Below are 25,146 nucleotides of genomic sequence, written 5' to 3' on the forward strand. Positions count from 1 at the left end.
GCGGCGGCGCGCGCCTGCCGGGTGCTGATTCCCGAAGAAGCCCATCCGGAGCGGAGCGGGGGCCTGTGGCTTAACGAAAGATTATTAATGGAAAGAATTCAGCGCGTTTATAAACACCTATCTTTACATCGTTATTTGAGTGCCTCGCAGTAAGTAAGTGATCAATTTCGTCCAGTTAAACTGCCTTTTTTGTTCATCTTTACTCCCTTGCCTCACGCTCAAGATTTTTTTTATCGTTCAAAAAGTAAAAGATGAACATTTACGTTTCCAACCTGAGCTTCAATGTTCAGGACGAAGACCTCCGGTCTTTTTTCACCGAGTACGGTGAAGTATCCTCCGCTAAAGTGATCACCGACAAGTTCACCGGCAAGAGCCGCGGCTTCGGCTTCGTTGAGATGCCCGATAACGCAGCTGCCCAGAAGGCAATCGCCGAGCTGGACAACGGTGTGGTTGAAGGTCGCACCATCCGCGTGATGGAAGCCCGTCCGAAAGAAGATCGTCCCGAGCGCAGCAACGGCGGCGGCGGTTACGGTGGTGGCAACCGCGGTGGCGGTGGCTACGGCGGCGGCAACTCCGGCGGCGGCGGCTATAACAAGAACCGTTATTAATTAACGATAGCCTCTTGACAAAAGACCCTCCTTCGCGGAGGGTTTTTTTATGCCCCTGCGGCAGCGGCGGTAACTCCCGTGTGCCGTTGTTGCCTGCCGCCGGCAGCCGCAACGGGGCGGCGTCTTCAACCCGTGGTACCTCGCACCGATCCGAGTATCCGGTAATAAAGAAAAGGCTACCTGGAAAGGTGGCCTTGGTACATACTGCTTATGATCCGAACACTAACTCTTTATCGCTGAAGGCGATCTTATACGGTAACGGGCGTTGCGGCCCCGATGATTTCTGCCATATGGCTCTCGCAGAGCGCGAGGGTAGGATAGCGGGCAAATTCCTCCGACAGCTCCCGTGCCTTTGCGGCGTAGCTGCTGTCGGCCAGCACGGTCTCCACCGCCTTCCGTATTTGTACGGGATTGGGCGTTTCGGTCTTCAGGTTGATGCCGAGGCCGAAGTAGCCGATGCGGGCGTTGATCTCGTTCTTGCCTTCGTGCACGCCGGCCACCACCATCGGGAGCGCATGCTCGAGGCCCAGCATCACCCCGCCGTAGCCGCCATTGCTGACGTACACATCGGCATAGGGCATCACGTCGCCGAAGGGAATGAAATCTTCGATGATCAGGTTGGCTGCCGGGAAGCGGTCGCGGAGCGCGTGGGTGCCGGAGCCGCCGGTAGTGGCCACTACGAGGTATTCGCTGTTCTGGAAGGCGGCCAGCACGGGTGCGAGCAGCTTTTCGATGTCCTTCTCCACGGTGCCCTGCGTCACCAGCACCACCTTCTCGAAGCGGTTGAGTCGCTCGTCGAACCAGGGCGTGCGTACGCTTTCGCTGCGGTGCGGCAGGAGCGCGCCTACGAAGCGGATGTTGCGGCCCATGTCGGAGCGGCGGTATTCAAAGCCCGGGGTGCCGCTCTGGAAAACGAGGGTAGCCTTGCGGGTCATGATGTCGAAGATGTTGGAGCCGGGCGCGCTGATGCCGTGCCGGGCAAGCAGGTGGCGCAGCACCTTGTTCGGCTTTGCGAACAGGAAGTTGTCGGCCACGAAGCGCATGACGTCCTGCCGGCGGCGACCGAGGAACGAGGCCGAGGGCGTAAGCCCGAGGCCAGCGGGCGGCAGGTCGCGCGAGGTTTCGGTGAGCGGGATGATGCCCATCGCGAAGCAGGGAATGCCCATCTTGTCGGTGACGAAGGGAATGGCACCGAAAGTGATGTCACAGACCAGGGCCTCGAATTCGAAGTCGGTGCGGATCGCCTTCAGGTCGTCGTAATACTCCGGTGCCCGCAGCGTGAACACGTGGATCAGGTCGAAGACCAGCTTCTTCAGCTGCGAGCGGTGCTGCGCCCGCTCGGGAAACAGCTCCTCGGGGTTTTGCGAAGCGGCGATGTCGAAGGCCGCATGCAGCGGGTAATGCGGGATGCCGAGCGCCCGCAGCTTGGGCGCATAGTGCACCGAGGTGTACCAGCGCACGTCGCAGCCACGGTTGGCGAGGTAGCGCGCAAGCCCGGTGAGCGGGTTGAAGTGGCCATCGGCCGGCACGCAGGCAAAGAGCACCTTCGTGCCGGGCTTCAGGCTTTTGAGCGAAGAAAATTGGTTTCTCATACAGGAAAGGGTGTATTGTATTTCTACTTATTTGGCGGCTGTGGGCGGCGCGGCGGCGGGCACTACGTTGGCTACGGGCTGCGTCGACTTCAGGAAGCTGAAGATGGCGCGCAGGTCCTCGTCGGTGGCCTGTGCAAACTGCTGCCAGGGCATGGGCGGCAACAGCGGGCGGCCATTCGGCAGACCCTTGTACTTGCCTTCGCGCATGGCGCGGAAGAACTGCTCTTCGCTCCAGTTGCCGATGCCCGATTCGTCGGACGAGATATTGGCGGCATACGAAACGCCCCAGGGACCGGCGTAGGCGGTGAGGGTGGGGGAGAAGAGCACCCAGGATTTGAGGGCTTCCTGGTTGGGCGCCGGCACCGACAGCTGCGCCGGGTGACCGCCGAGCAGGTGCGCCGTGTCGGGAGCCGGCCCCTGGGCCGTCATGATCTTGGGAGTGTGGCAGTCGCCGCAGCCCATGATGGTGACGAGGTAGCGGCCGCGGGCGATCATTTCGTCGGCGCTGGGCGTCGTGGCGCCGGCCACTACGAGCCCTTCGGTCTTTTCAGAAGGCTTTTGATCGGCATTGCAGGCTACGAGGGCACCGAGCGTTACGAAAGCGATAGCGCCGAGGCTGAGTAAGGTCTTTTTCATGTTCGTGGTTTTGGAGTAGGGTTATGCGGCTACCGGCGCAGCGGCCAGTGCCTGGTGAAGCGCCACGGCCCGTGTGGGCGGCAGCACGGTGGCGGCTTTCCGCAGCAGCTGCTCCAGCACGGCGGCGGGAGCAAGAGCGGCAACGGCGCGGAACCACCGGAGGGTGTCGGGATGGTTGTTGCCCTGCAGCATCCAGCGCCAATACAGGTCGGCGGTCCAGGGCTCCTGGCTGAGCACGATGCGCTGCTGGATGGCGAGGATCTCGGTGTCGCTGTAGTAACGCCACAGCAGCTCGTTGAGCAGGCGCTCCTCGCACGCCATGTGCTTCAGGTTGAAGACAACGAACTCCGCGAACGCAACGTTGAGCGCAGTGCCTGCTTCGGTTCGTGCGGCCGCGTCGGGCAGCAGGAAGAAGGTGTCGGCTGTGGCGCTGAGCTCCGCGGCGAGCTGCGCGTCGGTGTCGTGCTCCTGCCCGAAGCAGTCGGCCACCGAGGGCTCATAGGCGGCAACGGCAGGCAGGATGTGCATGTCCTCGTGGCGGGCATGCTCTTCGAAAAGGAACAAGGCTTCGCGCAGGTGATCGAGGGCGGCTTCCGTTTCGGCGTCGTGGGTGAAGTCCGTTTGTTGCAGGCAGCTGGCCGTCTCGTACAACAGTGTACGCAGGCCTTTGTGAATGAGGGTGAAGATATTGACGCGTGGCATGAGGTTCCGGGTTTGGCTTTATAGGATATTGGACTTCGGTGGTGGATTCAATAGGTTGCTGAGGTCTTGGTTTCGTTGCACAAAAATGCAGCGGCGGGAGGGCGGCGGCAAGGCCCGCGTGCATGAACCGGTGAAAAAGAGGAATGGGCTGTGGGCCGCTTCCAGCGCGGGTTTTGACGTGTTTTCCTCCGCCGCCGCGCGTGAATTGAGCGGCTCCGTGCATGAATTGCGGGAAGGCGTTACCGGGCCGTTGTCGTTGTTGGAACATGGTTCGGGAAGTGCGCATGTAACAATGGAAGCGTTGCGTTTACAGGAGTACAGGAACTGTGTTTCTACGGACCGGTTGGTGGCTTCTCTCTGTAAAAATCGGCCGTGCCTAAAAGCCTGTTTAGCTTAGCTGACGGGCCGGCAAGGCCGCAAGCAGCCTGTTTCACACGGCGGCACAGCGGCGCGGCGACGCAGCGAAGTAGCAATCCGCCGAGAGTTCCTCGTTGCATTTCATCGTCGCGTCGTTGCGTCTCCCGAAGCATCGGGGGCGCGCCGGGGCCGCCCCGGCTTCCCCGCCATAGGCTACGGCCGACGGCGTGCGGCCGATCATTTCAACATCCCGGAAGGCACCCCAACTAAGGGCAGGAGACGATCGGCCGGTCTTTATCGATGCGATCTCCGCCATCGGCGAAAAGCTGAGCTTCACGGGTGCCGGTATCGCCGGAGGACCTACCTTTGACCTACCGAAATTCCGAACTGCGTGCGCCGTCCCTTCCTACTGCTCCTGTTGTTGCTCCTGTGCGGCATCGCCGGCCTCCGGGCGCAGCGTACCCGCCAGTATTCCTTTCAGCATTTCACCACGGCGCAGGGCCTCGGCTCCAACTTCATCACCAGCATCGTCCAGGATGCCGACCGCTTTATCTGGGTGGCCACCAAGAACGGCCTGCAGCGCTACGACGGCAACGTGTTCCTGAAAGCGCAGATCCATCCCGAGTCGTCGCGCGATGGCCTTATCGACAAGGTGGAGGCGCTCTGGCGCGATGCGCGCGGCCGCATCTGGATCCTCGGCACCAACAACCGCGTGGCCCTGCTCGATACCCGCCGTTTCCGCTACCGCGAGGCCCGGGTGCTGCCCGCACGCACGCACAGCACCTTCGCCAACAAATACCTCTTCGAAGGCGACGGCGGCCAGCTGCTGCTCCACGAAGCCTTCGGGCCGCTCTATCGCTTCGACAGCGCCTCCTTCTCGTTCCGCAGCGTCGACAATATGCCCTTCCTGAAATCGGGTCGCGGCACGACCATGATGGCCTGGGACCCCTGGGAACGCAAGTACTGGATGGCCTCCGACACCGGGCTCACCACGTACCATCCGCGTACCGGCCACTATAACCTGTATGGAAACAATCCCGGCAAGGATCCCCACATCGAGGCCGCCGGCGGGCAGGTGCGGGTATACCAGGTATATGTCACCGAGCAGTATCTCTATTACTGGTACTGGCTGCTGAACGTCGGCAATCCCGTGGTGGTGCGGATGGACAAGCGTACGGGCCAGAAGTCGAGCCACGTGCTCTCGTCGGAGATGCCGCTCGGCTACCACGAGGTGACGGGCTTCCTGCGCCAGCGCTCAGGGCGGATGTGGGTGTATGGCAGCCCCTTCCTGGGGGAGTGGACCGATGGCGCGCGCCCGTTCCAGCAGGTATCTTCGCACAATGTGCAGAACGAGCAGGGCCTCCGCTTCGACCGTATGTATACGGCCTACGAAGACGCGGAGCGCAACCTCTGGCTCGGCACCGACAACGGCCTCTACCTCTTCAACCCCGACGCCCAGCTGTTCAATACCTACAGCCTCGTGCGCCCCGGCGGCGACCCCGTGGAAGCACCCGTGATGGTGCTGTGCCAGCTTACCGACTCCTCCTTCTTCGTGGGCACCTGGTCGAAGGGCATCTTCTATTTCGACAAGGACTTCAACCCGCTGCCCCTGCCGCCCGACCTCGCTGCGCTGAAGCTGCCTTCATACTGGGATATGGGCATCAATCGCCGTACGCGCGAGGTGTGGATGGGCCTGCAACCCGGTGGCCTCATCGTGTATAATCAAACGAGCAAAGCCGCACGGCATTACAAGCCGGCCATCCTGCGGGGTGTTACCGTGCGGCAGGTGGTATCCGACTACGAGGGCAATATGTGGATCGGCCTGCACGACGGCCGCGTGTTGAAGTGGGACATTCACCTCTCCGGCGGCGATCCCGCGAAGGGCTACATTCCGATCATGCGCACGGGCCCCGTCAACAAGATCCACCTCGACCGCCACGGCTATCTCTGGGTCGCGGGCGAAAAGCGCGGGCTCTATAAGATCCACCCCGTGTCGGGCCGCGTGGTGCAGGAGTGGCATGCCGAAGGGCCAGAGGGCTTCCGGCTGTTCAGCAACGAGGTCACCGACATGACACAGTTCAACGATACGACCCTGCTCGCTACCGCGGGCGCCGTCAACATCGTGAACCTGCGCACGGGCGCCGTCACCTTTTTCAGCAGTGCCGACGGCCTTCCTTCCGACAATGCGATGTCGCTGCAGCGCGACTTCCAGGACATCGTCTGGATCGGGCTCAACAACGGTCTCTGCCGCCTCAACCTGAAGAAGCGCACCGCGGTGTTCTACGACCGCCGCGACGGCATGATCCACGACAACTTCATCACCGCCGGCGTGGAGCGCCTTTCGAGCGGGCGCATCATCTTTTACACAGCCCACAACATGCTGATGTTCGACCCGAAGCGCTTCTCGCAAACAACCCCGCCGCCACCGCCGGTGATCACCGGCATGACGCTGCAGGGCGAGCCGCTGCCACTTGACTCGCTGGCGCAGGAAGGCTCGCTGATGCTGCGCTACGACCGCAACGCGCTCACGTTCGAGTTTAGCGGACTCACCTATATCCGGCAGAAGAAATTCCATTATTTCTACAAGCTTGAAGGCCTCGACAAGGAGTGGCTGCACCTCGAAAACGACAACCGCGCGATCTATAATTACCTGCCGCCGGGTCACTATACCTTCCAGGTAAAGAGCGAGGACGCCGACGGCCTCACGAGCACCGCGGCCTTCTCGATCCCGATCCGCGTGCGGCCACCGGTGTGGCAAACCTGGTGGTTCTACGGGCTTATGATCCTCATCGGCGCCTTTGGCCTCTACATCATCGACCGCGAGCGCCTGCGCCGCCTCCGCTCGCTGCAGCAGGTGCGCACCCAGATCGCGGGCAACCTGCACCAGGAAGTGGAAACGACGCTCAGCGACATTCACGTGCTCTCCGAGATCGCCAAGATCCGCGCCGGCACCAACGTGGAGCAGTCGAAGGCCTTCATCGACCAGATCTCCCGCAAGAGCCACAACATGATGGAAGCGATGGACGACGTACTCTGGAGCATCGACCCCAAGAACGATTCGATGGAGCGCACGCTGATGCGCATCCGCGAGTTCACCGACGGCATCAAGAGCAACCACACGATGGATATCGACCTCATCGTGGACCGCAAGATCGAGCAACTGGAGCTGAGCATGGTCCTGCGCCACGAGCTCTTTTTCTTTTACAAGGAAACGCTCCAGTTCCTGCTCCAGCATGTCATCTGCGACCAGGTGTTCATCAACCTGAAGCTGAAACGCTCGACTCTGCTGGTGGAGATCATTACCGCCTGCGAGGAAGAAGTGCCCGACTTCCGCAACCGCTTCCACGCCGCCATCGGCAAGCGCGTCCAGTCCATGGGCGGCCTGCTCGAGATCACGCCCGACAGGAGCAGCCTGTCCGTGGTATTGCGGGTACCCTTGTGACGATCTCAGATGTGTGATCTTGGATCTCAGATCTGTTTTAGGTCGAATATTCTTTACTGAATTCAACTGTACTTCTGGTGCGGCGGCACCCCTGTCCCCAGAGGGGGACTTAGGCCGGAGTTGTACTTACAGGTTCAAGCTTCCCTTGTTGTTTGAAGAAGAATACTTGAGCAATAGAATACATGAGCAAATGAATACATGAAGGAAGGGAAGATGTAGTGAAGAGTGAAGTTTTTTTCTTCGCCCTCTTAACTGCCCTCGAATGTTCATATGCTCATGTATTCTATTGCTCATTTGTTCGTTGATGTAGAAAGCCCCGACGGTGTCGGGGCTTTCGTATAAACAACTTTGAGACAAGTCAGAGCAATAAATGAATAGTCCACCTAAGTTCCCCCTTCGGGGGACAGGGGGCCGGGTCCGATCTATTTCCCCAGCCAGGTTTTGAACTCCGATACTTTCTCGCGGCTCACGATGGCTTCCTTGTCGACCTCGGGCTTCAGCTCGAGGAGGAGGCGGTTGCCGAAGTAGTCGTGGATCTGGTGCACGCTGCTGACCGACACGAGGAAGGAGCGGGAGATGCGGAAGAAGGAATCGGGGCGCAGCATGTCGCCTAATTCGTCCATCGTATAATCCACCACGAACTTGCGGTTGTCGAAGGTCTTGAAGAAGTTGAGGCGGCCGTCGGAGAAGAAATAGGCGATGTCGTCCACCTCGATCGACACGAGCTTCTGACCGAGCTTCACGAGGAAGCGCTTGCGGTAGTCCTTCGTCTGTAGCTTTTGCTGCAGCTCCTTTACGATCTCCTCGATCGAGAGCTTTGGGGCCTCCGACTCGGATTGCTTGTAGAAGCCGCGCACCTGGCGGAACTTTTCAAGGGCCTGCTGCAGGTCCTCTTTCTGCACCGGCTTCAGCAGGTAGTCGATCGAGTTCACCTTGAAGGCCTTCAGGGCGTACTCGTCGTAGGAGGTGATGAAGATGACGGGGCTCTTCACCGGCGTGTGGTTGAAGATCTCGAAGCTCTGTCCGTCGGCAAGCTCGATGTCCATGAGAATAAGGTCGGGCGCGGGGTTGGCCTCGAGCCAGGTGACGGTGCCCTTGATGCTGTCCGACTCGCCCACCACCACGGCGCTTTCGTCCACGGAGGCAAGGGTCTTTTTGAGTTTTTTGATGGCGAGCTCTTCGTCTTCAACGATCAGGATATTCATAAGCGAAGGTTTTAAAGTGTGTTGGCAGTAGTTGTGGGAATAAAAGTTTTATCCATGCTCTTGCTCCAGATAAGGGGCAGTACGACGCAGAAGTTCTTCTCGTCTTCCAAGATATGAAATCCGGGCTGGTTCAGCAATTGGTACTTGTGCTCGATGTTTTTGAGGCCGACCTTGTTGGAGAACTTCTGCGCGTTGCGGCGCTGCAGGTTGTTGTTGACCACGAGGCGGTTGCCGGCGGTGGTGAAGATGTCGATCACGAGCGGCTGGTCGCGCGAGAGGATGTTGTGCTTGACGGCATTCTCCACCAGCAGCTGCAGGCTCAGCGAGGGCAGGAGGTAGGCCTCGTACTTGCGGTCGACCTCCACGCGGAGCTGCACCGAGGCGCCGTGCCGCGTCTGCAGCAGGCGGAAGTACGATTCGATGAAGCGCAGCTCCGTGCGCAGCGTGCTGAGGCCGTCCTGGTTGTTCTTCAGCAGGTACCGGTACACATGACTGAGCTCGTTGAGGAAGGCCTCGGCGCCCTTGCGGTCTTCGGAGATGAGCGAGGAGAGCGTATTGAAGCAGTTGAACAGGAAGTGCGGGTTGACCTGGCTCTTCAGCGTATTGAACTCCTGCTGCAGGTGCAGCTGCTCGAGGAGCTCCTTTTCCTTCAGGGTGCTTTTGAGCTGGAAGAAGAAATAGTCCGACTCCCAGAGCGCCGTCGCCATCATGATGAGGGCAAGCCCCATCACGAGTGCGAAGATGAAATTGCCCTGGTGAAACCGGAAGCCCAGGATGCCGAGGGCGTCGTAGCCGTGAAAGAGCAGCAGGAAGCCGACCGTAGTGATCCCGAGGTGGGCCACCGCCAGCACCCCGAGGCGCTTTACCGTTTGCGACACGAGCGGGTAGCGTTGCCGCAGCCAGTGCATCACGAGGATGAGCACATACCAGCCCACAAAGCCACCGGCGTACACGAGGGGCACCGAGATGAGCCACACCGACAGGTTGTGCAGCAGTTGCGACCCGAAGAGAATGCTGTTGACCATGATCGACAGGAAGGGCATGGCGATCAGGAACGAAAGCCACTCCGTACGGTTCGGGCGCGTCCAGGTCATGCGGTGGGGCTCCATACGGCGGCTTCGGCTTCAATGAGGGGAATGATGATATGGCGCTCGCTGCCCTGCTCCTCGATGAGGAGGTCCTTGCCGGCGAGCAGGCGGTACTTGGCACGCAGGTTCTCGAGCCCGGCCTCGCCGGTAAGCTCGCGGCCGGAGGCGTGGCGCTCCTGCCGGTTGTGCGCGAGCACCAGGGCCTTGCCCATGCTGCATACCGAGATCAGTAGCGGGGCCTCGCGGCTGAAGGAGTTCTGCTCCAGGATGTCTTCCAGGATGAACTGCAACGTCAGCGGCGGCACCTGCAGATCGGCCACGTCGTCGGTGTCGGCGATGGTGAGCTGAAAGGCAGCGCCATGCCGCTCGCGGAGGAGGTAGGCGTAGGAGCGGAGAAAGGACAGCTCCTGCTGCAGCACCACGAGGTAGTCCTCGTTGTTGCGGAGGAGGTAGCGGTACACCTTGCTGAGCTCGTCGAGGAAGCGCTCGGCCGCAGCATCCTGCTCGTCGGAGATGAGCGAGGAGAGCGTATTGAGCGAGTTGAACAGGAAGTGCGGGTTGACCTGGCTTTTAAGGCCGAGCAGCTGGCTCTGCATATAGGCCTGGCGCAGCTCTTCCGTTTCGCGCAGTGTGCGGCGATAGGAGGCATAGCGCGCAATGCCTTCGTTGAGGAAGGTGAGGAAGACCGTGAGGATGGCGCAGAAGCAGAACACGATCACGAGGTCGTATTCCTGGTAGCGGTAGTTGAGGAATCCGGCGTAGTCGTAGCCCCGCAGCAGCAGGGAGAGGATCACGAAATCGGAAAGCAGGAAGATGAAAAGGACGATCAGCAGGCGGCGCGTGGTGCGCTTTGACCCGGGAAAGCGGTGCGCGAGCAGCAGGGCCACATGCGTAAAGTAGAGGTAGGCGGCGCCGAGCACCGCAAAGGTGATCCCGGTGGCAGCGAGGAAGGAACCGGGTCGCGCCACGTAGCGGGGGCCGAACAGGAAGAAGTTCAGCAGCAGCGCAAGGGGCAGCATGCTTGCAAGAAGAATGCTGCCGTCCTTGCCGGTATAGCGCGGTATGCTCAGGATACGCAAGCTCATGTACGGGGGTACAAGTTATTGTGTTTCTGGGGAATAGGGGGCCGCAGGGCGCCGGATTGGTAAATTCCGGTCATGAACCGGGTAAATAGGCGCCTCAACAGCCGGACGCGCGCTGGAGCCGGCGACGGGCATCCGGTTCCCGACGCCCAAAACCCGCGCCCTGCCTATTTTGGCTTTTCTTCGTCCACCCGGCTTCGGATATTCGTCGTTCCAAAATATCCGCTATGAACAACCCCACCTCTTTCGATAATAATGCGCCCATCCTGCCCGTCTGGGAGCAGGGCGTGTTCCTCGCCGAGCGCCGCGAGGGCTTTCATCGCTTCCGCCTCTACGAGCTCGACGGCAACTATGTGGAGGTGATCCAGCACAGCCATTTCAACGTGGTGCTCCGCGTTGCTTCCTTCCGCGATCCGAAGCACCTGGATCCCTACCTCGATGCGATCTCCCTCGACGGCCTGCTGGGCTGTTAAGTGTGGTCCTGGGGCCGTAATTCTACTTGTACACCCCCTTTTTGTGGACTCCCGTGATGCATACGTCTCAATTCCCCTGAACAAAATGAGGACGCGCGAGGTCAATTCGGGAAAAGGTGGATACACCCTTTTTAAATGCCCCTTCGGGGGCTTCTTTCGTTAAAAACTGGCATAATCCTTCGATAGTATATACTCGAAGATGCAGGCCGCGTGTGTGTTTCGGCGGTAAGTGATGAATGGGACGGCCGCTTCTTCAACCTTATTTGGTTCCGTACTTAGCGGAACGGTTGCTAACCTATCCTAAACACAGCGGTTCCCTCGGGAACCGCATTTTTTTGCGCCTGCCTCAGAATGCTGGTCCCGCTTCCCGCTCCCTGAGACGCATATGGATGCGTCTTTACAATGCGTCTTACCGATCGAGCTAAAGTAGCGCCGGCATAGTGTGCCGTTCCCTGTTCTCTATTCCCGGTTCTTTATTCCTTGTTCTTTGTTCCCGGTTCCCTGTTCTGTATTGCCTCCCTTATCCAGCGTGATCAGGAAGGCCGTGCCGGTGCCGGGCACCGACTGTACCTGGATGGTGCCTTTATGGAGCAGCACGATCTGCTTGCAGAGGCTCAGCCCGATGCCGGAGCCGGTCTTACGCGTGCTGAAGAAGGGCACGAAGATCTTGTCGAGGATCTCTTCCGGGATGCCGGGCCCGTTGTCGGCGAGCCGGAGTTGCACCCTGCCGTTAGCGGTGGGCTCTGCCGAAAGCACGATCCGCGGCGCGGGCCGCTCCTTCACCGCCTCGATGGCGTTCACCAAGAGGTTGATGAGCACCTGCTCCAGCAGGCTGGCATCGGCCTCCAGGGCCAGCTCGGGGTCGCGGAGGATGATCTCGAGCTCGATGCCCTTTTGCTCGAAGGTGGGCTGCATGAGCCCGTGCAGATTACCGAAGAGCTCCCGTAGATATACGTGCCGGCGGTTGAGCGTGGTGATGCGGTTGAGGTGGCGGTAGGTCTCGGCAAACTGCAGGAGGCCCTCGCTGCGCCTCCGGATCGTATCGATGCCGAGCTCGAGGTCTTCGAAAATACTGTCGTCTTTCTGCTGCAGCCGATGCTTCAGGGTCTCTGCCAGCGACGAGATCGGGGCAATCGAGTTCATGATCTCGTGCGTAAGCACCGAAAGCAGCTTTTCCCAGGCCTTCGACTCGGTTTCGTCGAGGGCCTCATTGGCATTCTGGAAGGCGATGAGCTTATAGCGCTTGCCCTCTGTCTGAAACAGCGTGGCGGAAAGGAGGAGCCGGAAGCGCCCGCGCTCGAGGTGGGCCGTAACGATGCGGACCTCGCCGGGGCGGATCGCTGTGACCTCCTCCGCCAGTGACGCGTCGCGGCGGCCCAGCGAGGTGATGTTGCGCAGGTAGGGAAGCTGGAGCATACGGCGCAACGCGTCGTTCATCCACACCACGTCGCCCGAGTCGAGCTCGTAGGAGAGGATGCCCGTGTCCACGAGCTCCAGGATCTTCTGCAGGTACTGGTACTGGGTCTCCTTCTCTTTCGAGATGACCTTGAAGGCCGACGTGATCTCGTTGAAGCCGCGGCGAAGCGACTGCAGGTCGGCGGGCGCATGACGCACGTCGAACTGGCGCGAGAAGTCGCGGTAGTGGATCGATTCGATGAACTGGTCGAGCTCCTCGCGGGTCTTGGCCTGGTAGCGCACAAACTCCCAGAGCTGCCAGGCGATGAGCGGCGCGATCAGGGCTGCCAGGATAAAAAGCCCCTTTGCCAGCGCAACGGCGGCTGCCAGCAGCGACACGAAGAGCAGCAGGGTGCGCAGGAGGATGCGCGCCGGGTATTGGCTAAAGGTCATACTTGTTGAGGCGGCGGTAGAGTGCCGTGCGCGTGATGCCGAGGTCACGGGCGGCTTTGGAGATATTTCCGTTGTGTTTCTCGATCACCCGCAGGATCGTATTCTTCTCGAGGTTGCCGAGGTGGGTATCGTCGGTGCCGGCGGGCAGGGCCGTCTCGATGGGGGAGAAGAGGAGGTCGCGCGCGGAGAGCACCGGCCCTTCGGCCATGATCACGGCCCGCTCGATGGCGTACTGCAGCTCGCGCACGTTACCTGGGAAGGGATAGGCCCGCAGCTTCTCCTCCCCGGTCTCGTCGAGCTCCAGCACCGGCTTCAGGTACTTGGCGCAATAGGTGCGGATGAAATGACGGGCAAGCAGCCCTATGTCGCTCCCCCGATGCCGCAGCGGCGGCACCGTGATCTCCACCGTATTTATGCGGTACACAAGGTCTTTGCGGAAATGCGCCTCGTTGGCGAGTTCGCTAAGCGGGCAGTTGGTAGCGCACACGAGGCGGATGTCGACGGGGATCGCCTCGTTGGAGCCGAGCCGCGTTACCTGCCGGTTCTGGAGCACGCTCAGGAGCTTGGCCTGCAGGTGCAGCGGGATGTTGCCGATCTCGTCGAGGAACAGCGTGCCGGTGTGGGCTTCCTCGAAGCGGCCGCGGCGGTCTTCGCGCGCGTCGGTGAAGGCGCCCTTGCGGTGGCCGAATAGTTCGCTTTCGAACAGCGATTCGGTGAGCGCGCCTACGTCCACTTTAACAAAGGGGCGTTGCGCGCGGAGCGAGCACTGGTGGATGGCGCGGGCGATGAGTTCCTTGCCGGTGCCGTTCTCGCCGAGAATGAGGATGTTGGCGTCGGTGGGCGCCACCTTCTGGATCTTGTAAAAGATGTCCTGCATCACGTCGGAGGCGCCGAGCAGCTCGCTTTCGAAGGGGGTAGCGCCCGTATTCTTACGGGGCCCGCGCTCCGACGAGCGCCGGTCCATGGCCTCGCGCAGCGTTTCGAGCAGCCGCTCGTTGTGCCAGGGCTTAACCATGAAGTCGAAGGCGCCTTCCTTGAGCGAGCGGATGGCCAGGTCGATGGCGCCATAGGCGGTGATCATGATCACCGCCGCCCCGGAGCGGTATTCCTCCTTGATCTTCTTCAGCCAGTAGATGCCTTCATTCCCGGTATTGATGGAGGAGTTGAAGTTCATGTCGAGCAGGATGAGGTCGTACTCCTGCTTCGACAGGTGGTGGCGGATCTCTTCGGGATTCTTTTCGATCGTGATGCTCTTCACTTCGGGCTTCAGCAGGAGGCGCACGGCCGTGAGCACGTCCACGTCATCATCGATCACCAGCACGGAGGCATTTTTCAGGGACATAAGCAGTTATTATTGGGGATTGCGATCAGCTGTCGGTTCGGGAAAAGGCGGTGCGGGCGGATAGCTCACCCAGCGCTCACCGGTATCGGCATACCCGGCGCGGATCCAGCTTTCAAGGCCGAATGCCTTGTCGCCAACGGGAGCGGCTGTGATGTCGGGGTACAGGTGGAACAGCGCATGGTACACCTTGTTGTGTTCACCGTCGCTCATGCGCACGCGCAAACCTGCGATCTCCATACAGTAGATATAATAGGGCACAAAACGAAACCCGGGATAGGTGCTTTCCGCGGCGCGCATCAGGGCCCGGAAGCCGTCTTCGTATTCGGCAAACGGACTCACCACCATACAGTTTGTAACAGCAACCTTTTCTTCCGGCCAGGTGATCACCGAATGGTCGAAGCCTACGATCGTGTAGTATGGCCCGATCAGGCTTACACTCATATGAAGCTCCTTGGTGCGGGTGAGGTTGCCGGTGCGCTGCGTGGCCAGTACGGCGCAAATGCTGATGCTGGGCGAGTAGCCGTACGTGGTGCCGTACACCCTTCGCTTTATTGCTGCCCGGACGTTTTTCATGATTTCAGCCAAAAGCTTGCTGTATTGCCGCCGGTTGTACAACGGCGCCATCGCTGCCTCGAGCTTCGCGCTTTCCGGAGCGGTGGCCGGTGCCGGGCCGTCGAGGAAGGTACCCAGCGGGTAGTGCTCCTTGATGACCCCGTAGAGTGGCCACAGGTCGAACTTTTCTTCATCGAAGGCAAATCGGGGGATGAGCGTATGCATGTAAGCAGTTGGTCATACGAAACTAAGAATTATGCCGGTCCTGTAACTGCCTGATAATGAGGGGCGGCAGGCGCGCCGCTCATCACGTCACTGTACGGATCCGGACACTTTTTGTGCGGAAGCGTACAGTTGCTTCCAACGGCCGGGTTGTAATCGTTTGAAAATCAGCGCTTTTTAATTCTGGCATTCCTTTCCTTACAAAGTGTTCGACACTGAACCCGTACCGGCGCCTGCCGGACACCACCAAAACAGCAACCACGTGGACCGTAAGATCGAAAAGAAGACATGGACGAAAAAGCGGATCCTGGCCATTGCCGGGGTCGTTGCCCTCATCGGCCTCATCACCGCCTCCTTCGCCCTGGGCGGCGGCGGCAGCAAACTGAATGTGCAAAGCGAGCGCATCACCGTATCCGAGGTGAAGCAAGGCGCCTTCCAGGAGTTCATCCCCGTCAATGGCGTCATCATGCCGCTCACCACCATCTACCTCGATGCGGTGGAAGGCGGAAGGGTGGAGGAGAAGCTCGTGGAGGACGGCGCCGTGGTGCGCAAGGGCCAGCCCATTCTGCGCCTCTCCAACACCGACCTCGAGCTGAGCCTCGTGAACCAGCAGACATCGGTGTATAACCTGATCACGCAGATGCAGATTGCCCGCAACGCCGCGCAGCAGAACACCACTACCAAGCTGAACCAGATGACCGACGTGGAGAGCACCCTCAAGGAAGCAAAGCGCGTGTACGAGCTGAATAAAACGCTGTACGAGCAAAAGGCCATCGGGCTCCAGGAGTTCAAACAGTCGGAGAACAACTACCAGTACCAGCTCGAAAAGAAAAAGCTCACCGAGCAGATACTCGCGCAGGACAAGACCTCCAACGCCCAGCAGGTAGCGCAGGCGCAGACCTCCTTCCGCGGCGCCGCCACGGCCCTCGACGTGATGAAGCGCAAGGTGGGCGACCTCATCGTGCGTGCCCCGGTCGACGGTCAGCTGACCTCGCTCGAAGCCGAGATCGGGCAGAGCAAGAACAAGGGCGAGCGCCTCGGCCAGATCGATGTGCTCAACGGCTACAAAGTGCGCGTGGACATCGACGAGCACTACCTGCCGCGCGTGTTCAACGGGCTGCAGGGCGAGGCCACCCTGGCCGGCAAGACCTACACCCTCACGATCACCAAGATCTATACCCAGGTGGCCAACAACCGCTTCCAGGTAGACATGCGCTTCGAGGGCGCCGTGCCCGACGGCATCCGCCGCGGACAGACGCTGCAGATCCGCCTTGCACTGAGCGACGAGACGCAGGCGCTGCTCCTTCCGAAGGGCGGCTTCTACCAGCAATCCGGCGGCAACTGGGTATTCCGCGTGAGCCCCGACGGCAGCACCGCCTACAAGGTGGACGTGCAGCTGGGCCGGCAGAACCCCGATTATTACGAGGTGATGAGCGGACTTAAGCCGGGCGACAAGGTGATCACCTCGAGCTACGAGACCTACACCAACATGCAGGAGCTCACAATCAAAAAGTAACCGCGGGCCCTCCGCGCCAAACCAACGCCATGAAGGTATTGCTGCTGTTCTGCCTCCTGAGTTGCGCCACCTGCGGCCGTTCGCGCGTAGAGCCACCGGCGGAGCCTGGTGCCGCCGATGTCGGATGCCCGCTGAACCCGATCACGCTTTCTTTCTACTAGCAATTTTTTATAAACGATACCAACGCTGACCGCCGAAGCCCCCGCTGACCGCCGGAAGCCGATCCTCAAAACTTCAAACATGATCAAGATCAAAGACCTCGAAAAGATCTACCGCACCGAAGACGTGGAGACCGTCGCCCTCAACAAGCTTTCCTTCGAGGTGAAGGAAGGAGAATTCATTTCGGTGATGGGCCCCTCGGGCTGCGGCAAGAGTACGCTGCTCAACATCCTCGGCCTGCTCGACGATCCCGATTCCGGCTCCTTCCTGTTCAACGGAACGGAGGTGGCGCACTTCAACGAGCGCAAGCGCGCCGAGCTGCGCAAGCGCAACATCGGCTTCGTGTTCCAGAACTTCAACCTCATCGACGAGCTGTCGGTGTTCGAGAACGTGGAGCTCCCACTCATCTACCTGGGTGTAAAAGGCGGCGAGCGCAAGAAGCGCGTGGAAGACGTGCTCGACAAGATGCAGATCATGCACCGCCGCAACCACTACCCGCAGCAACTCTCCGGTGGTCAGCAGCAGCGCGTGGCCGTGGCCCGCGCCGTGGTCAACAACCCGAAGCTGATTCTCGCCGACGAGCCCACGGGCAACCTCGACTCGTCCAACGGCAACGAGGTGATGCAGCTGCTCACCGACCTCAACGAGCAAGGCACCACCATCGTAATGGTGACGCACTCCGAGCACGACGCCCGCTACAGCCACCGCATCATCCGCATGCTCGACGGCCAGGCCGTGCTCGAGAATTTGATGGTGTGACCGGAAATCGGGAATCGGCAATCGGGAATCGGGAAAGATCAGATTGTGCTGCACTCCTGCACTGATTGCTTTTTGCCGAACCTTATACAACGGGAAGTCATTGCCGATTCCCGATTGCCGATTGCCGGCTCCTTTCATGCATCTCCCACTAAAGAAACCACCTCCCATGCTCCGCAATTACCTGAAGATCGCCTGGCGCAACCTGATGCGCCACAAGCTCACCTCCGGCATCAACCTGTTCGGGCTCGCCGTGGGCCTTACCTGCTGCCTGCTCATCGGGCTTTACATCACCCACGAATTGAGCTACGACCGCCAGCACCCGCAGGCAAAGAATACCTATCGCCTCGAGCGCACCTTCCTGAACTTCAACGACGGTTCGGTGTCGCTGCAGCTTTCGGCGGTGGCGCCTCCGTTCGCCGGCCTGGTGCAGAACGACTTTCCCGAGGTCAAGACCATCACGCGCCTGCTGCCCAACGGGCAAACGGCCTTCCGCTTCGGCGAAAAGATGTTCTATGAGCCCAACGTCTATTTCGCCGACGAGCACCTGCCCAAGGTGTTCGACTTCACCCTGCTGCGCGGCAACCCGGCGAAGGCGCTGCAGGACCCCTTCAGCGTGGTGCTGTCGGAGGAAGTGGCAAAGAAATATTTCGGCGACACCGACCCGCTCAACCAGCTCGTACAGCTCGATAACAACCTGCCCTGCAAGGTCACCGGCGTATACAAAGCGTTTGCCCCCAACACCCACTTGCACCCGGCGGCGCTCATCTCCTTCAACACGCTGCGCGACTCCAGTATCTACGGCGAGCAGAACCTGCGCACCAACTTCGGGAACAACGCCTTCTTTACCTACCTCGTACTGCCCGCGGGCTACGACCCAGCGCGCCTGCAGGCCCAGTTCCCGGCCTTCCAGGATCGTCACCTGCCCTCCGACGACAATGGCTCCATCAAGCCCTCCAAGTATTCGCGCCTGTCGCTCCGCGCGCTCACCGACATTCACCTGCATTCGCACCTCGACGACGAGGCGGAGCCCAACGGCGACATCAAGCGGGTATATATCTTCTCGGTGATCGCACTCTTCATCCTGCTCATCGCCTGCATCAACTACATGAACCTGTCGACGGCGCGCTCGCTGCTGCGGGCCCGAGAAATCGGGGTGCGCAAGGTGATCGGCGCGCAGCGGAAGGAACTCATCGCCCAGTTCCTGATGGAGTCGGTACTCATCACCCTGCTGGCTACGGTCATCGCCGTGGCCGCTACCGTGCTGCTGCTGCCCTGGATCAACCGCACGGCGGGCACCGACCTCTCCGTGACCACCCTGCTGCGTCCGGCCTTCCTGCTGCCGTTGCTGCTCGTGCCTTTTATCGTGGGCGGCCTCGCCGGCATCTACCCGGCCCTGTTCCTCTCCAACTTCCAGCCGATCCAGGTGCTCAAGGGCTTCCTGCGCGTGGGCAGCGGCAGCCTCTCGCTCCGCAAGGCGCTGGTGGTGCTGCAGTTCTCGGTGTCCATCATCCTCATCATCGCCACGGCCGTCGTGTTCCGTCAGCTGTCTTACCTGCAGCAAAAGAACCTGGGCTACGACCGCGAGCAGGTGGTGACGCTGTTCAACAACAGCGGGCTCGATGGTCGCTTCGCTGCGTTCCGCAACGACCTGATGGCGAGCCGCAACATCACCGGCGTGGCCCGGTCTACCCGTATTCCTACGGGCCGCCTGCTCGACTCGCGCGGCTCCATGCTCCGCAGCGGCGACTCGCTCGCGCCCACCGGCGCCGACATCAAGTATGTGCTGGCCGACGAGGACTTCATTCCCGTATACAATATGCAGATGGCCGCCGGCCGCAACTTCGACCGGGCACGCGGCAGCGACTCGACAGGGTTCGTGCTCAACGAAGCCGCTACCCGGGTGCTTGGTGTCAAACGTCCCGCGGATATCGTGGGGCAGGTCTTCCAGTACGGCGGCGTCCAGGGTACGGTGATCGGGGTCATGCGCGACTTCCATTTCGAATCGCTGCACCAGCGCATCATCCCGCTCGTACTGGCCAAGGCGCCTCCCGGTAATGGCTACGGCCGCCTCTCGATAAAGGTCTCGGGCGACGTACGGGCAGCGCTGGCGCACCTCGAGTCGACCTGGAAGAAATACCTGCCGCAGGCGCCCTTCGACTACAGTTTCCTGGACGCGAGCTATGCCGCCCTTTATGCCTCGGAGCAGCGCCAGGCAAAGCTCTTTACGACCTTTGCTGCCGTTGCCCTGTTCATCGCCTGCCTCGGGCTGCTTGGCCTGTCGGTGTTCGCCATCAGCCAGCGCATCAAGGAGATCGGTATCCGCAAGGTGCTGGGTGCCGATGCGGGAAGCATCGTATTTCTACTGAGCCGCGACTTCCTGCGCCCGGTGCTGCTGGCCACCTGTATCTCCTTCCCGGTAGCCTGGTTCGTGATGAGCCGCTGGCTGCAGGACTTCGCCTACCGCATCGATATGCCCTGGTGGGTGTTCCTGGTAGCCGGAGCAGTAGCGGCGCTCGTCGCCTTCTGCACCGTGTCGCTCCAGGCCCTGCGGGCAGCATCGGCCAACCCCGTCAAGAACCTGCGCACCGAGTAATTCCCTTCCGACACGCGTGGCGGCGCCTGCATACGGGCGCCGCCTGAAAATGAACACCCATGATCCGTAATTATCTGCTTACCGCCATCCGCAATTTGCTGCGCTACAAGGGCTTCTCGGCCATCAATATCGCGAGCCTCTCCATCGGCATCGCCGGCTGCCTGCTCCTCGGCCTCTTCGTATGGGACGAGCGCAGCTACGACCGCTTTCCGGGCGCCGACCGCACCTACCGCTTCTACGACGACCGCATCGACCCCGACGGCAATATCCGCATGGCCCTCATGCCGCCCACCTTCGGTCCCTATGCGCAGGCCCAGTTTCCCGAGGTCGAAGTAACGGCGCGTGTGATGGCCGTCAACGGCCGCTACCTGGTGGAGGCCGGCAACAAAAAGGGCTACGAAGAGGGCGGCCTTATGGCCGACTCGAGCTTCTTCCGCATCCTGCCGCTGCCGCTGCGGCAGGGCGACGCGGCCACAGCGCTCAATGGCCGCACCGACATCGTGCTGAGCGCGGAGCTCGCCAAAAAATACTTCGGCAACAGCGACCCGATGGGGCAGACCGTGCTGTATTCGAAGGAGCCCTACCAGGTCACGGGCGTGCTGGAGGAGCTGCCGGAGCGTACCCACCTGAAGTTCAGCTACCTGCTGCCCCTCTCGGCGCTCGACGTGCCCGCGGAGCGGATGCAGCGCTGGGGCTGGAACCAGTTCTTCACCTACCTGCGCCTGCGGCCGGGAGCCGATGCCAACGCCTTTATCGAAAAGTTCCGTAAGGCCGTCGATCCCTTCGTGAACGCCCCCGACGAGGTGTCCGACGAGCGGCACGTGGCCCGCCTGCAGCCCCTGCGCGACGTGCACCTCGGCTCGGCCGATTTCCAGTACGAGGTGGCGGAGCGCGGCAACGGAACCTACGTGAACGCCCTTTCGCTCATCGCCGTATTTGTATTGCTGATCGCCGGCTTCAACTTCGTGAACCTGGCCACGGCACGCTCGATGCGCCGGGCCCGCGAGGTAGGAGTGCGCAAGGTCGTCGGCGCCGGCCGCGGGCAACTGCTCGCGCAGTTTACGGTAGAGACCGTCTTCCTGTCTTTTATCGCGGTGCTCCTGGCATCGGGGATCACGGCGCTGGTGCTACCGGCACTGAACCAATTCACCGGGAAGGAGCTTTCTTTCAATCCTTTCCGTACACCGCTCCTGGGCCTCGGTCTGTTGCTCGGCGCCGTCGTCGTCGGGGTGCTCGCGGGCCTTTACCCTTCGCTCGTGCTCGCGCGCTTCCGCCCCGTGCAGGTGCTCAAGGGCAGCAAGGGCAACGGCGGCTCCGGCCGCCTCGGCCTGCTGCGCCAGGGGCTCGTAGTAATACAGTTCTCGCTTTCGGCCCTGCTCATCGTGTGCGCCCTCAGCGTCTTCCGGCAGGTGCAGTACCTCCAGCAAAAGGAGCTGGGCTTCCGGAAAGAGCAGGTGCTCACCTTCCAGCTGCCCGACTCCTTTGCCCATAATGTTGAAGCCCTGAAGGCGGAGCTCCTCCGCTCGCCCGACGTGGTGTCGGCGACGGCGGGCTATGGCCTTCCCGGCGACATCTATGCCACCGATGCCGTTACCGTATTGCGCAACGGCGGCGAAAGCAAGACCACCGTGCTGTTCAACGGCGACGAGGACTTTGTGAAGACGCTGGGCCTGCGGATCGTAGCCGGCCGCGACTTCTCGAAAGCCATCGCCACCGACCGGGCCGAGGGCTTCCTGATCAATGAGTCGGCCGCGCGCGAGTTCGGTTTCGGCAGCGCACAGGCGGCCGTGGGGCAGCCCCTGCACTGGGAAACCTGGAGCAACGAGAACCCGCGCCCGGTCAAGAAGGGCCGCATCCTCGGCGTGGTGAAGGACTTTCATTACCGGAGCCTGCACGATAAGGTGGGCGCGCTCACGCTGCAATACTGGCCCGAATACTATAAGATGGCCGTGAAGGTGCGCACCGGCGATATGGAACGCACCCTCGCCCACGTGCGGGCCGCCTGGGCCCGCTTCGTGCCCGACCCGCTCGATCCCGCCTTCCTCGACGATTCCTTTGGTGCCATGTACCGGGCCGAGGAAAAGCTGGCGAGCCTGCTCTGGATCTTTACCGCCATGGCCATCTTCATCGGCTGCATGGGCCTCTTCGGCCTCGCCGCCTACGCCGCCGAGCAGCGCGTGAAGGAGATCGGCATCCGCAAGGTGCTGGGCGCCTCGCTCTTCGACCTGGCCGCACTGCTTTCGCGCAGCTTTTTAGGCCTCGTGGCGCTGGCAACGCTGCTGGCCTTCCCGGTCGCCTGGTGGGCCATGAGCCGCTGGCTCGCCGACTTCCCCTACCGGGTGGGCCTCAGCCCCTGGATCTTCGCCCTTGCTGCCGGCGGTGTGCTGCTGGTGGCGCTGCTTACCGTAAGCTTCCAGACCCTGAAGGCCGCACTCGGCAATCCCGTCAAGACTCTTCGTACCGAATAAATACAGTACCATGTTCCGCAACCACCTCAAGGTCGCCTTTCGCTACCTGCTGCGTCATAAAAGCTATACGGCCACGAACCTGCTCGGGCTCTCGGTAGGCATCGCCTGCTGCCTGCTGCTCGCCCTGTTCGTGCGCAGCGAGTGGAGCTTCGACCGCTTCCACGAAAAGTCCGGTCGCATTTACCGCGCGTGGCTGCAGGAGCACTACAAGGGCGAGGTATTCACCAACACGGTCACGCCGATCCCGCTCGGGCCGGTGGTGAAGGAAGGCGTGCCCGATGTGGCAGCCTACTGCCGCGTAGCGGCCCTGCGGCCCTTCGTGCGCAACGGCGCCACGGTGCTGAGCGGCGACGTCAACATGGTCGACTCCAACTTCTTCGACCTGTTCGACTTCCCTTTCGTTGAGGGCAACCCGCGCGCGCTCCATGCGCCGCAGGCGATCCTGCTCACGCAGTCGGCCGCAAAGCGCTTCTTCGGCGCCACCCCGCCGATGGGCAAGGAACTGGAGCTGCGGCTGGGCGAGGATACGGTGCTCTTCACGGTGGCAGGCTTGCTGAAAGACCCGCCGCTGGAGTCGAGCATCCGCTTCGAGATGCTGATCTCCTTTGCGCAGGCCCCGCATCTCTGGAGCGCCAACACGCGCACGTCGGCCTGGTCGAACGTGGCCGTGGAAACCTACTTCCTGTTGCCGCCCGGCGCCACACCGGAGCCCGTGCAGGCCCGTATTGCCTCGGTGCTGAACCCGCTGGTGAAGGCCACCTACAAGCCGGGCGAGTACAACGTGCGGCTGCAGCGCCTCACCGACATTCACCTCGACAACAGCCTGCCGGAGGGCAACCAGCCGGTGAGCGATCCGAAGTATGCCTATATCCTCGCCACCATCGGGCTTCTGGTGTTGCTCATCGCCTGCATCAACTTCGTGACCCTCGCCATCGGGCGCTCCGCGACGCGGGCGCTGGAGGTCGGTGTGCGCAAGGTGCTGGGTGCCGCGCGCCCGCAGCTGCTCGCGCAATACTGGGGCGAGGCCCTGCTGCTGACGCTGATGGCCTTCGTGCTAGGCGCAGGCCTGGCGGCGGTCGCGTTGAAGCCGTTCAGCGCACTCGCCAACCGCGCGCTGGTGCCCCGGCTGGATGCCACCACGCTCGCATTGTGCGGGGGCATCATCGCCGTGATCGCGCTGATCGCGGGCGTGTACCCTGCCCTCGTGCTTTCGCGCTTCCGGCCCATTCAGGTGCTGAAGGGGCGCCTGCAGGCCGGCGGCAACGTGGGGCTCTTTCGCAAGGCGCTGATCACCGGTCAGTTCCTGGCTTCCATCGTCATGATCATCTGCACCGTGGTGGTGGGCCGGCAACTGCAATACCTGCGCAGCAAGGACCTTGGCTTCAACCGGGAGCAATTGGTCGTATTACCCACCAACCAGCCGCGGCTCGAAGGCAACGCACTGGCCGCCCGCTACCGGGTCGAGCTCGAAAAGCTCCCGTTCGTGCAGCAAACGAGTGTCTCGCTCTACTCGATGGCCGAGGCCGGCTGGATGTCGCTGGGCTACAGTGAGGAAGGCGGCCGCTTCCGCAGCTTCTCGTTCAACGCCGTGGACGCCGACTTCGTGGCCGCGCATGGGGTGCAGCTCGTGGCCGGCCGCAACTTCTCGAAGACGAACCCCGCCGACTCCGGCTTCGTGCTCGTGAACGAGGCCTTCGTGAAGGCCTTCGGGCTGAAGGACCCGGTGGGAGCGAAGCTTCCGTATAAATACGGGGAACGCATCCTCGGCGTGGTAAAAGACTTTCACTTCGAGTCGCTGCATACGGCCATCGGGCCGGCGGTGATGGCCCTGCGTCCCGACAGCATCTTCCGGGCTTCTTCGGACGTGAGCTATGCCACCCCGCCGCGGCCCCGCCTCACGGTGCGCCTTGGCGCCGGCGACCACGGTGCCCACCTGGCTGCCCTGCAGGCGGCCTGGAAGCGCGTGGCCGGCGACCAGGAGTTTGCATACCGCTTTCTCGACGAGGCCCTCAACAGCGCCTACGAGCAGGAGGGACGCCTCGGCACGGTGGTGCGCTGGGCCTCGGGGCTCTCGGTGTTCATCGCCTGCATGGGGCTCTTCGGGCTGGCCACGCTGGTGGTGGTGCGCCGTACCCGCGAGATCGGCATCCGCAAGGTGCTGGGCGCGGAGGTGGGCTCCATCGTGACGCTGCTCTCGAAAGATTTCGTGCTGCTGGTGGGCCTTGCCGCGCTCGGGGGCTTCCCGCTCGCGTGGTGGATGCTCTCCAAATGGCTGCAGGACTTCGCCTACCGCATCGACATCCCGCTCTGGGTGTTCGGCGCCGCGGCCGGGGCCACGATCGTCATAGCCCTCGCCACCGTGTGCCTGCAAACCGTGCGCGCTGCCCTCGCCAACCCCGTGCGCAGCCTGCGGTCGGAGTAGGGACGGCAATCGGGAATCGGGAATCGGCAATCGATAATCGGGAATCGGGAATCCGTGCTCCCTTGATCACCCCGAACCTT

18 protein-coding genes are annotated in these 25,146 nt (G+C 61.6%); 9 read left to right on the forward strand and 9 right to left on the reverse strand.

Going from position 1 to position 25,146, the window contains the following annotated elements; all coding sequences use genetic code 11:
- Positions 1 to 251: 251 nt before the first annotated feature.
- The gene (locus ABD937_RS06535; protein ID WP_345254425.1) at positions 252 to 608 is read left to right on the forward strand and encodes an RNA recognition motif domain-containing protein; all 357 of its coding nucleotides are present in this window, start codon (positions 252 to 254) and stop codon (positions 606 to 608) included.
- Between the two features lie 248 nt (positions 609 to 856).
- On the opposite strand, the gene ABD937_RS06540 is transcribed toward ABD937_RS06535, so the two are convergent.
- From ABD937_RS06540 to ABD937_RS06550, 3 genes are read right to left on the reverse strand one after another with little or no spacing between them, the layout of a single operon-like run.
- Positions 857 to 2,200, reverse strand: a complete 1,344-nt coding sequence (locus ABD937_RS06540) for a glycosyltransferase (RefSeq protein ID WP_345254427.1) — start codon at positions 2,198 to 2,200, stop codon at positions 857 to 859.
- 27 nt (positions 2,201 to 2,227) lie between these two features.
- Positions 2,228 to 2,836, reverse strand: coding sequence for a diheme cytochrome c-553 (locus tag ABD937_RS06545; RefSeq protein WP_345254429.1), 609 nt, complete (start codon positions 2,834 to 2,836; stop codon positions 2,228 to 2,230).
- Positions 2,837 to 2,857: 21 nt separating this feature from the next.
- A complete protein-coding gene (locus ABD937_RS06550) occupies positions 2,858 to 3,538 on the reverse strand; it encodes a hemerythrin domain-containing protein (RefSeq protein ID WP_345254431.1) in 681 nt (226 codons plus the stop codon).
- A gap of 748 nt (positions 3,539 to 4,286) precedes the next feature.
- On the opposite strand from ABD937_RS06550, the gene ABD937_RS06555 reads away from it, so the two are divergent.
- On the forward strand, positions 4,287 to 7,337 hold the full coding sequence (locus ABD937_RS06555; protein ID WP_345254433.1) for a ligand-binding sensor domain-containing protein: 3,051 nt from the start codon (positions 4,287 to 4,289) through the stop codon (positions 7,335 to 7,337).
- A gap of 422 nt (positions 7,338 to 7,759) precedes the next feature.
- Here the strand turns inward: ABD937_RS06555 and ABD937_RS06560 are convergent, their stop codons facing one another.
- From ABD937_RS06560 to ABD937_RS06570, 3 genes are read right to left on the reverse strand one after another with little or no spacing between them, the layout of a single operon-like run.
- A complete protein-coding gene (locus ABD937_RS06560; RefSeq protein ID WP_345254435.1) occupies positions 7,760 to 8,542 on the reverse strand; it encodes a LytR/AlgR family response regulator transcription factor in 783 nt (260 codons plus the stop codon).
- Positions 8,543 to 8,553: 11 nt separating this feature from the next.
- Positions 8,554 to 9,651 carry a sensor histidine kinase gene (locus tag ABD937_RS06565; protein WP_345254437.1) on the reverse strand — a complete coding sequence of 366 codons (1,098 nt, stop codon included), beginning with the start codon at positions 9,649 to 9,651 and terminating at the stop codon, positions 8,554 to 8,556.
- Positions 9,633 to 10,715, reverse strand: coding sequence for a sensor histidine kinase (locus ABD937_RS06570; protein ID WP_345254438.1), 1,083 nt, complete (start codon positions 10,713 to 10,715; stop codon positions 9,633 to 9,635). Before ABD937_RS06570 ends, ABD937_RS06565 begins: the two co-directional genes overlap by 19 nt.
- A gap of 224 nt (positions 10,716 to 10,939) precedes the next feature.
- Between ABD937_RS06570 and ABD937_RS06575 the strand changes: the two genes are divergently transcribed.
- Positions 10,940 to 11,185: a hypothetical protein gene (locus ABD937_RS06575; protein WP_345254439.1), complete on the forward strand. Its 246-nt coding sequence runs from the start codon at positions 10,940 to 10,942 to the stop codon at positions 11,183 to 11,185.
- A 459-nt stretch (positions 11,186 to 11,644) separates the two neighbouring features.
- Here ABD937_RS06575 and ABD937_RS06580 read toward each other — a convergent pair whose 3' ends face one another.
- From ABD937_RS06580 to ABD937_RS06590, 3 genes are read right to left on the reverse strand one after another with little or no spacing between them, the layout of a single operon-like run.
- A complete protein-coding gene (locus ABD937_RS06580; RefSeq protein ID WP_345254440.1) occupies positions 11,645 to 13,033 on the reverse strand; it encodes a sensor histidine kinase in 1,389 nt (462 codons plus the stop codon).
- Positions 13,023 to 14,375 carry a sigma-54-dependent transcriptional regulator gene (locus tag ABD937_RS06585; RefSeq protein WP_345254442.1) on the reverse strand — a complete coding sequence of 451 codons (1,353 nt, stop codon included), beginning with the start codon at positions 14,373 to 14,375 and terminating at the stop codon, positions 13,023 to 13,025. Before ABD937_RS06585 ends, ABD937_RS06580 begins: the two co-directional genes overlap by 11 nt.
- Before the next feature lie 9 nt (positions 14,376 to 14,384).
- A complete protein-coding gene (locus tag ABD937_RS06590) occupies positions 14,385 to 15,152 on the reverse strand; it encodes a hypothetical protein (protein ID WP_345254444.1) in 768 nt (255 codons plus the stop codon).
- Between the two features lie 259 nt (positions 15,153 to 15,411).
- Here ABD937_RS06590 and ABD937_RS06595 point away from each other — a divergent pair, with 259 nt between their 5' ends.
- The 6 genes from ABD937_RS06595 (at position 15,412) to ABD937_RS06620 (ending at position 25,066) form a co-directional block, all read left to right on the forward strand.
- Positions 15,412 to 16,665, forward strand: coding sequence for an efflux RND transporter periplasmic adaptor subunit (locus ABD937_RS06595; protein WP_345254446.1), 1,254 nt, complete (start codon positions 15,412 to 15,414; stop codon positions 16,663 to 16,665).
- A 29-nt stretch (positions 16,666 to 16,694) separates the two neighbouring features.
- Positions 16,695 to 16,826 carry a hypothetical protein gene (locus tag ABD937_RS06600; RefSeq protein WP_345254448.1) on the forward strand — a complete coding sequence of 44 codons (132 nt, stop codon included), beginning with the start codon at positions 16,695 to 16,697 and terminating at the stop codon, positions 16,824 to 16,826.
- Positions 16,827 to 16,905: 79 nt separating this feature from the next.
- The gene (locus ABD937_RS06605; protein ID WP_345254450.1) at positions 16,906 to 17,583 is read left to right on the forward strand and encodes an ABC transporter ATP-binding protein; all 678 of its coding nucleotides are present in this window, start codon (positions 16,906 to 16,908) and stop codon (positions 17,581 to 17,583) included.
- Between the two features lie 166 nt (positions 17,584 to 17,749).
- Positions 17,750 to 20,176 carry an ABC transporter permease gene (locus ABD937_RS06610; RefSeq protein WP_345254452.1) on the forward strand — a complete coding sequence of 809 codons (2,427 nt, stop codon included), beginning with the start codon at positions 17,750 to 17,752 and terminating at the stop codon, positions 20,174 to 20,176.
- 59 nt (positions 20,177 to 20,235) lie between these two features.
- Complete coding sequence (locus ABD937_RS06615; RefSeq protein WP_345254454.1) at positions 20,236 to 22,644, forward strand: ABC transporter permease; 2,409 nt, start codon at positions 20,236 to 20,238, stop codon at positions 22,642 to 22,644.
- A 10-nt stretch (positions 22,645 to 22,654) separates the two neighbouring features.
- Positions 22,655 to 25,066 carry an ABC transporter permease gene (locus ABD937_RS06620; RefSeq protein ID WP_345254456.1) on the forward strand — a complete coding sequence of 804 codons (2,412 nt, stop codon included), beginning with the start codon at positions 22,655 to 22,657 and terminating at the stop codon, positions 25,064 to 25,066.
- Positions 25,067 to 25,146: the final 80 nt, after the last annotated feature.

Origin of the sequence: Flaviaestuariibacter amylovorans (assembly GCF_039541815.1) — a bacterium.
GTDB classification, from domain to species: Bacteria; Bacteroidota; Bacteroidia; order Chitinophagales; family Chitinophagaceae; genus Flavisolibacter; species Flavisolibacter amylovorans.

What these genes read in the sequence shown, in the direction of transcription:
- ABD937_RS06540 (WP_345254427.1), bottom strand. Translation starts at nt 2,200, where the DNA reads ATGAGAAACCAATTTTCTTCGCTCAAAAGCCTGAAGCCCGGCACGAAG.
- ABD937_RS06620 (WP_345254456.1), top strand. Translation starts at nt 22,655, where the DNA reads ATGTTCCGCAACCACCTCAAGGTCGCCTTTCGCTACCTGCTGCGTCAT.
- ABD937_RS06575 (WP_345254439.1), top strand. Translation starts at nt 10,940, where the DNA reads ATGAACAACCCCACCTCTTTCGATAATAATGCGCCCATCCTGCCCGTC.
- ABD937_RS06610 (WP_345254452.1), top strand. Translation starts at nt 17,750, where the DNA reads ATGCTCCGCAATTACCTGAAGATCGCCTGGCGCAACCTGATGCGCCAC.
- ABD937_RS06605 (WP_345254450.1), top strand. Translation starts at nt 16,906, where the DNA reads ATGATCAAGATCAAAGACCTCGAAAAGATCTACCGCACCGAAGACGTG.
- ABD937_RS06580 (WP_345254440.1), bottom strand. Translation starts at nt 13,033, where the DNA reads ATGACCTTTAGCCAATACCCGGCGCGCATCCTCCTGCGCACCCTGCTG.
- ABD937_RS06590 (WP_345254444.1), bottom strand. Translation starts at nt 15,152, where the DNA reads ATGCATACGCTCATCCCCCGATTTGCCTTCGATGAAGAAAAGTTCGAC.
- ABD937_RS06560 (WP_345254435.1), bottom strand. Translation starts at nt 8,542, where the DNA reads ATGAATATCCTGATCGTTGAAGACGAAGAGCTCGCCATCAAAAAACTC.
- ABD937_RS06570 (WP_345254438.1), bottom strand. Translation starts at nt 10,715, where the DNA reads ATGAGCTTGCGTATCCTGAGCATACCGCGCTATACCGGCAAGGACGGC.
- ABD937_RS06565 (WP_345254437.1), bottom strand. Translation starts at nt 9,651, where the DNA reads ATGGAGCCCCACCGCATGACCTGGACGCGCCCGAACCGTACGGAGTGG.
- ABD937_RS06585 (WP_345254442.1), bottom strand. Translation starts at nt 14,375, where the DNA reads ATGTCCCTGAAAAATGCCTCCGTGCTGGTGATCGATGATGACGTGGAC.
- ABD937_RS06545 (WP_345254429.1), bottom strand. Translation starts at nt 2,836, where the DNA reads ATGAAAAAGACCTTACTCAGCCTCGGCGCTATCGCTTTCGTAACGCTC.
- ABD937_RS06600 (WP_345254448.1), top strand. Translation starts at nt 16,695, where the DNA reads ATGAAGGTATTGCTGCTGTTCTGCCTCCTGAGTTGCGCCACCTGCGGC.
- ABD937_RS06550 (WP_345254431.1), bottom strand. Translation starts at nt 3,538, where the DNA reads ATGCCACGCGTCAATATCTTCACCCTCATTCACAAAGGCCTGCGTACA.
- ABD937_RS06535 (WP_345254425.1), top strand. Translation starts at nt 252, where the DNA reads ATGAACATTTACGTTTCCAACCTGAGCTTCAATGTTCAGGACGAAGAC.
- ABD937_RS06615 (WP_345254454.1), top strand. Translation starts at nt 20,236, where the DNA reads ATGATCCGTAATTATCTGCTTACCGCCATCCGCAATTTGCTGCGCTAC.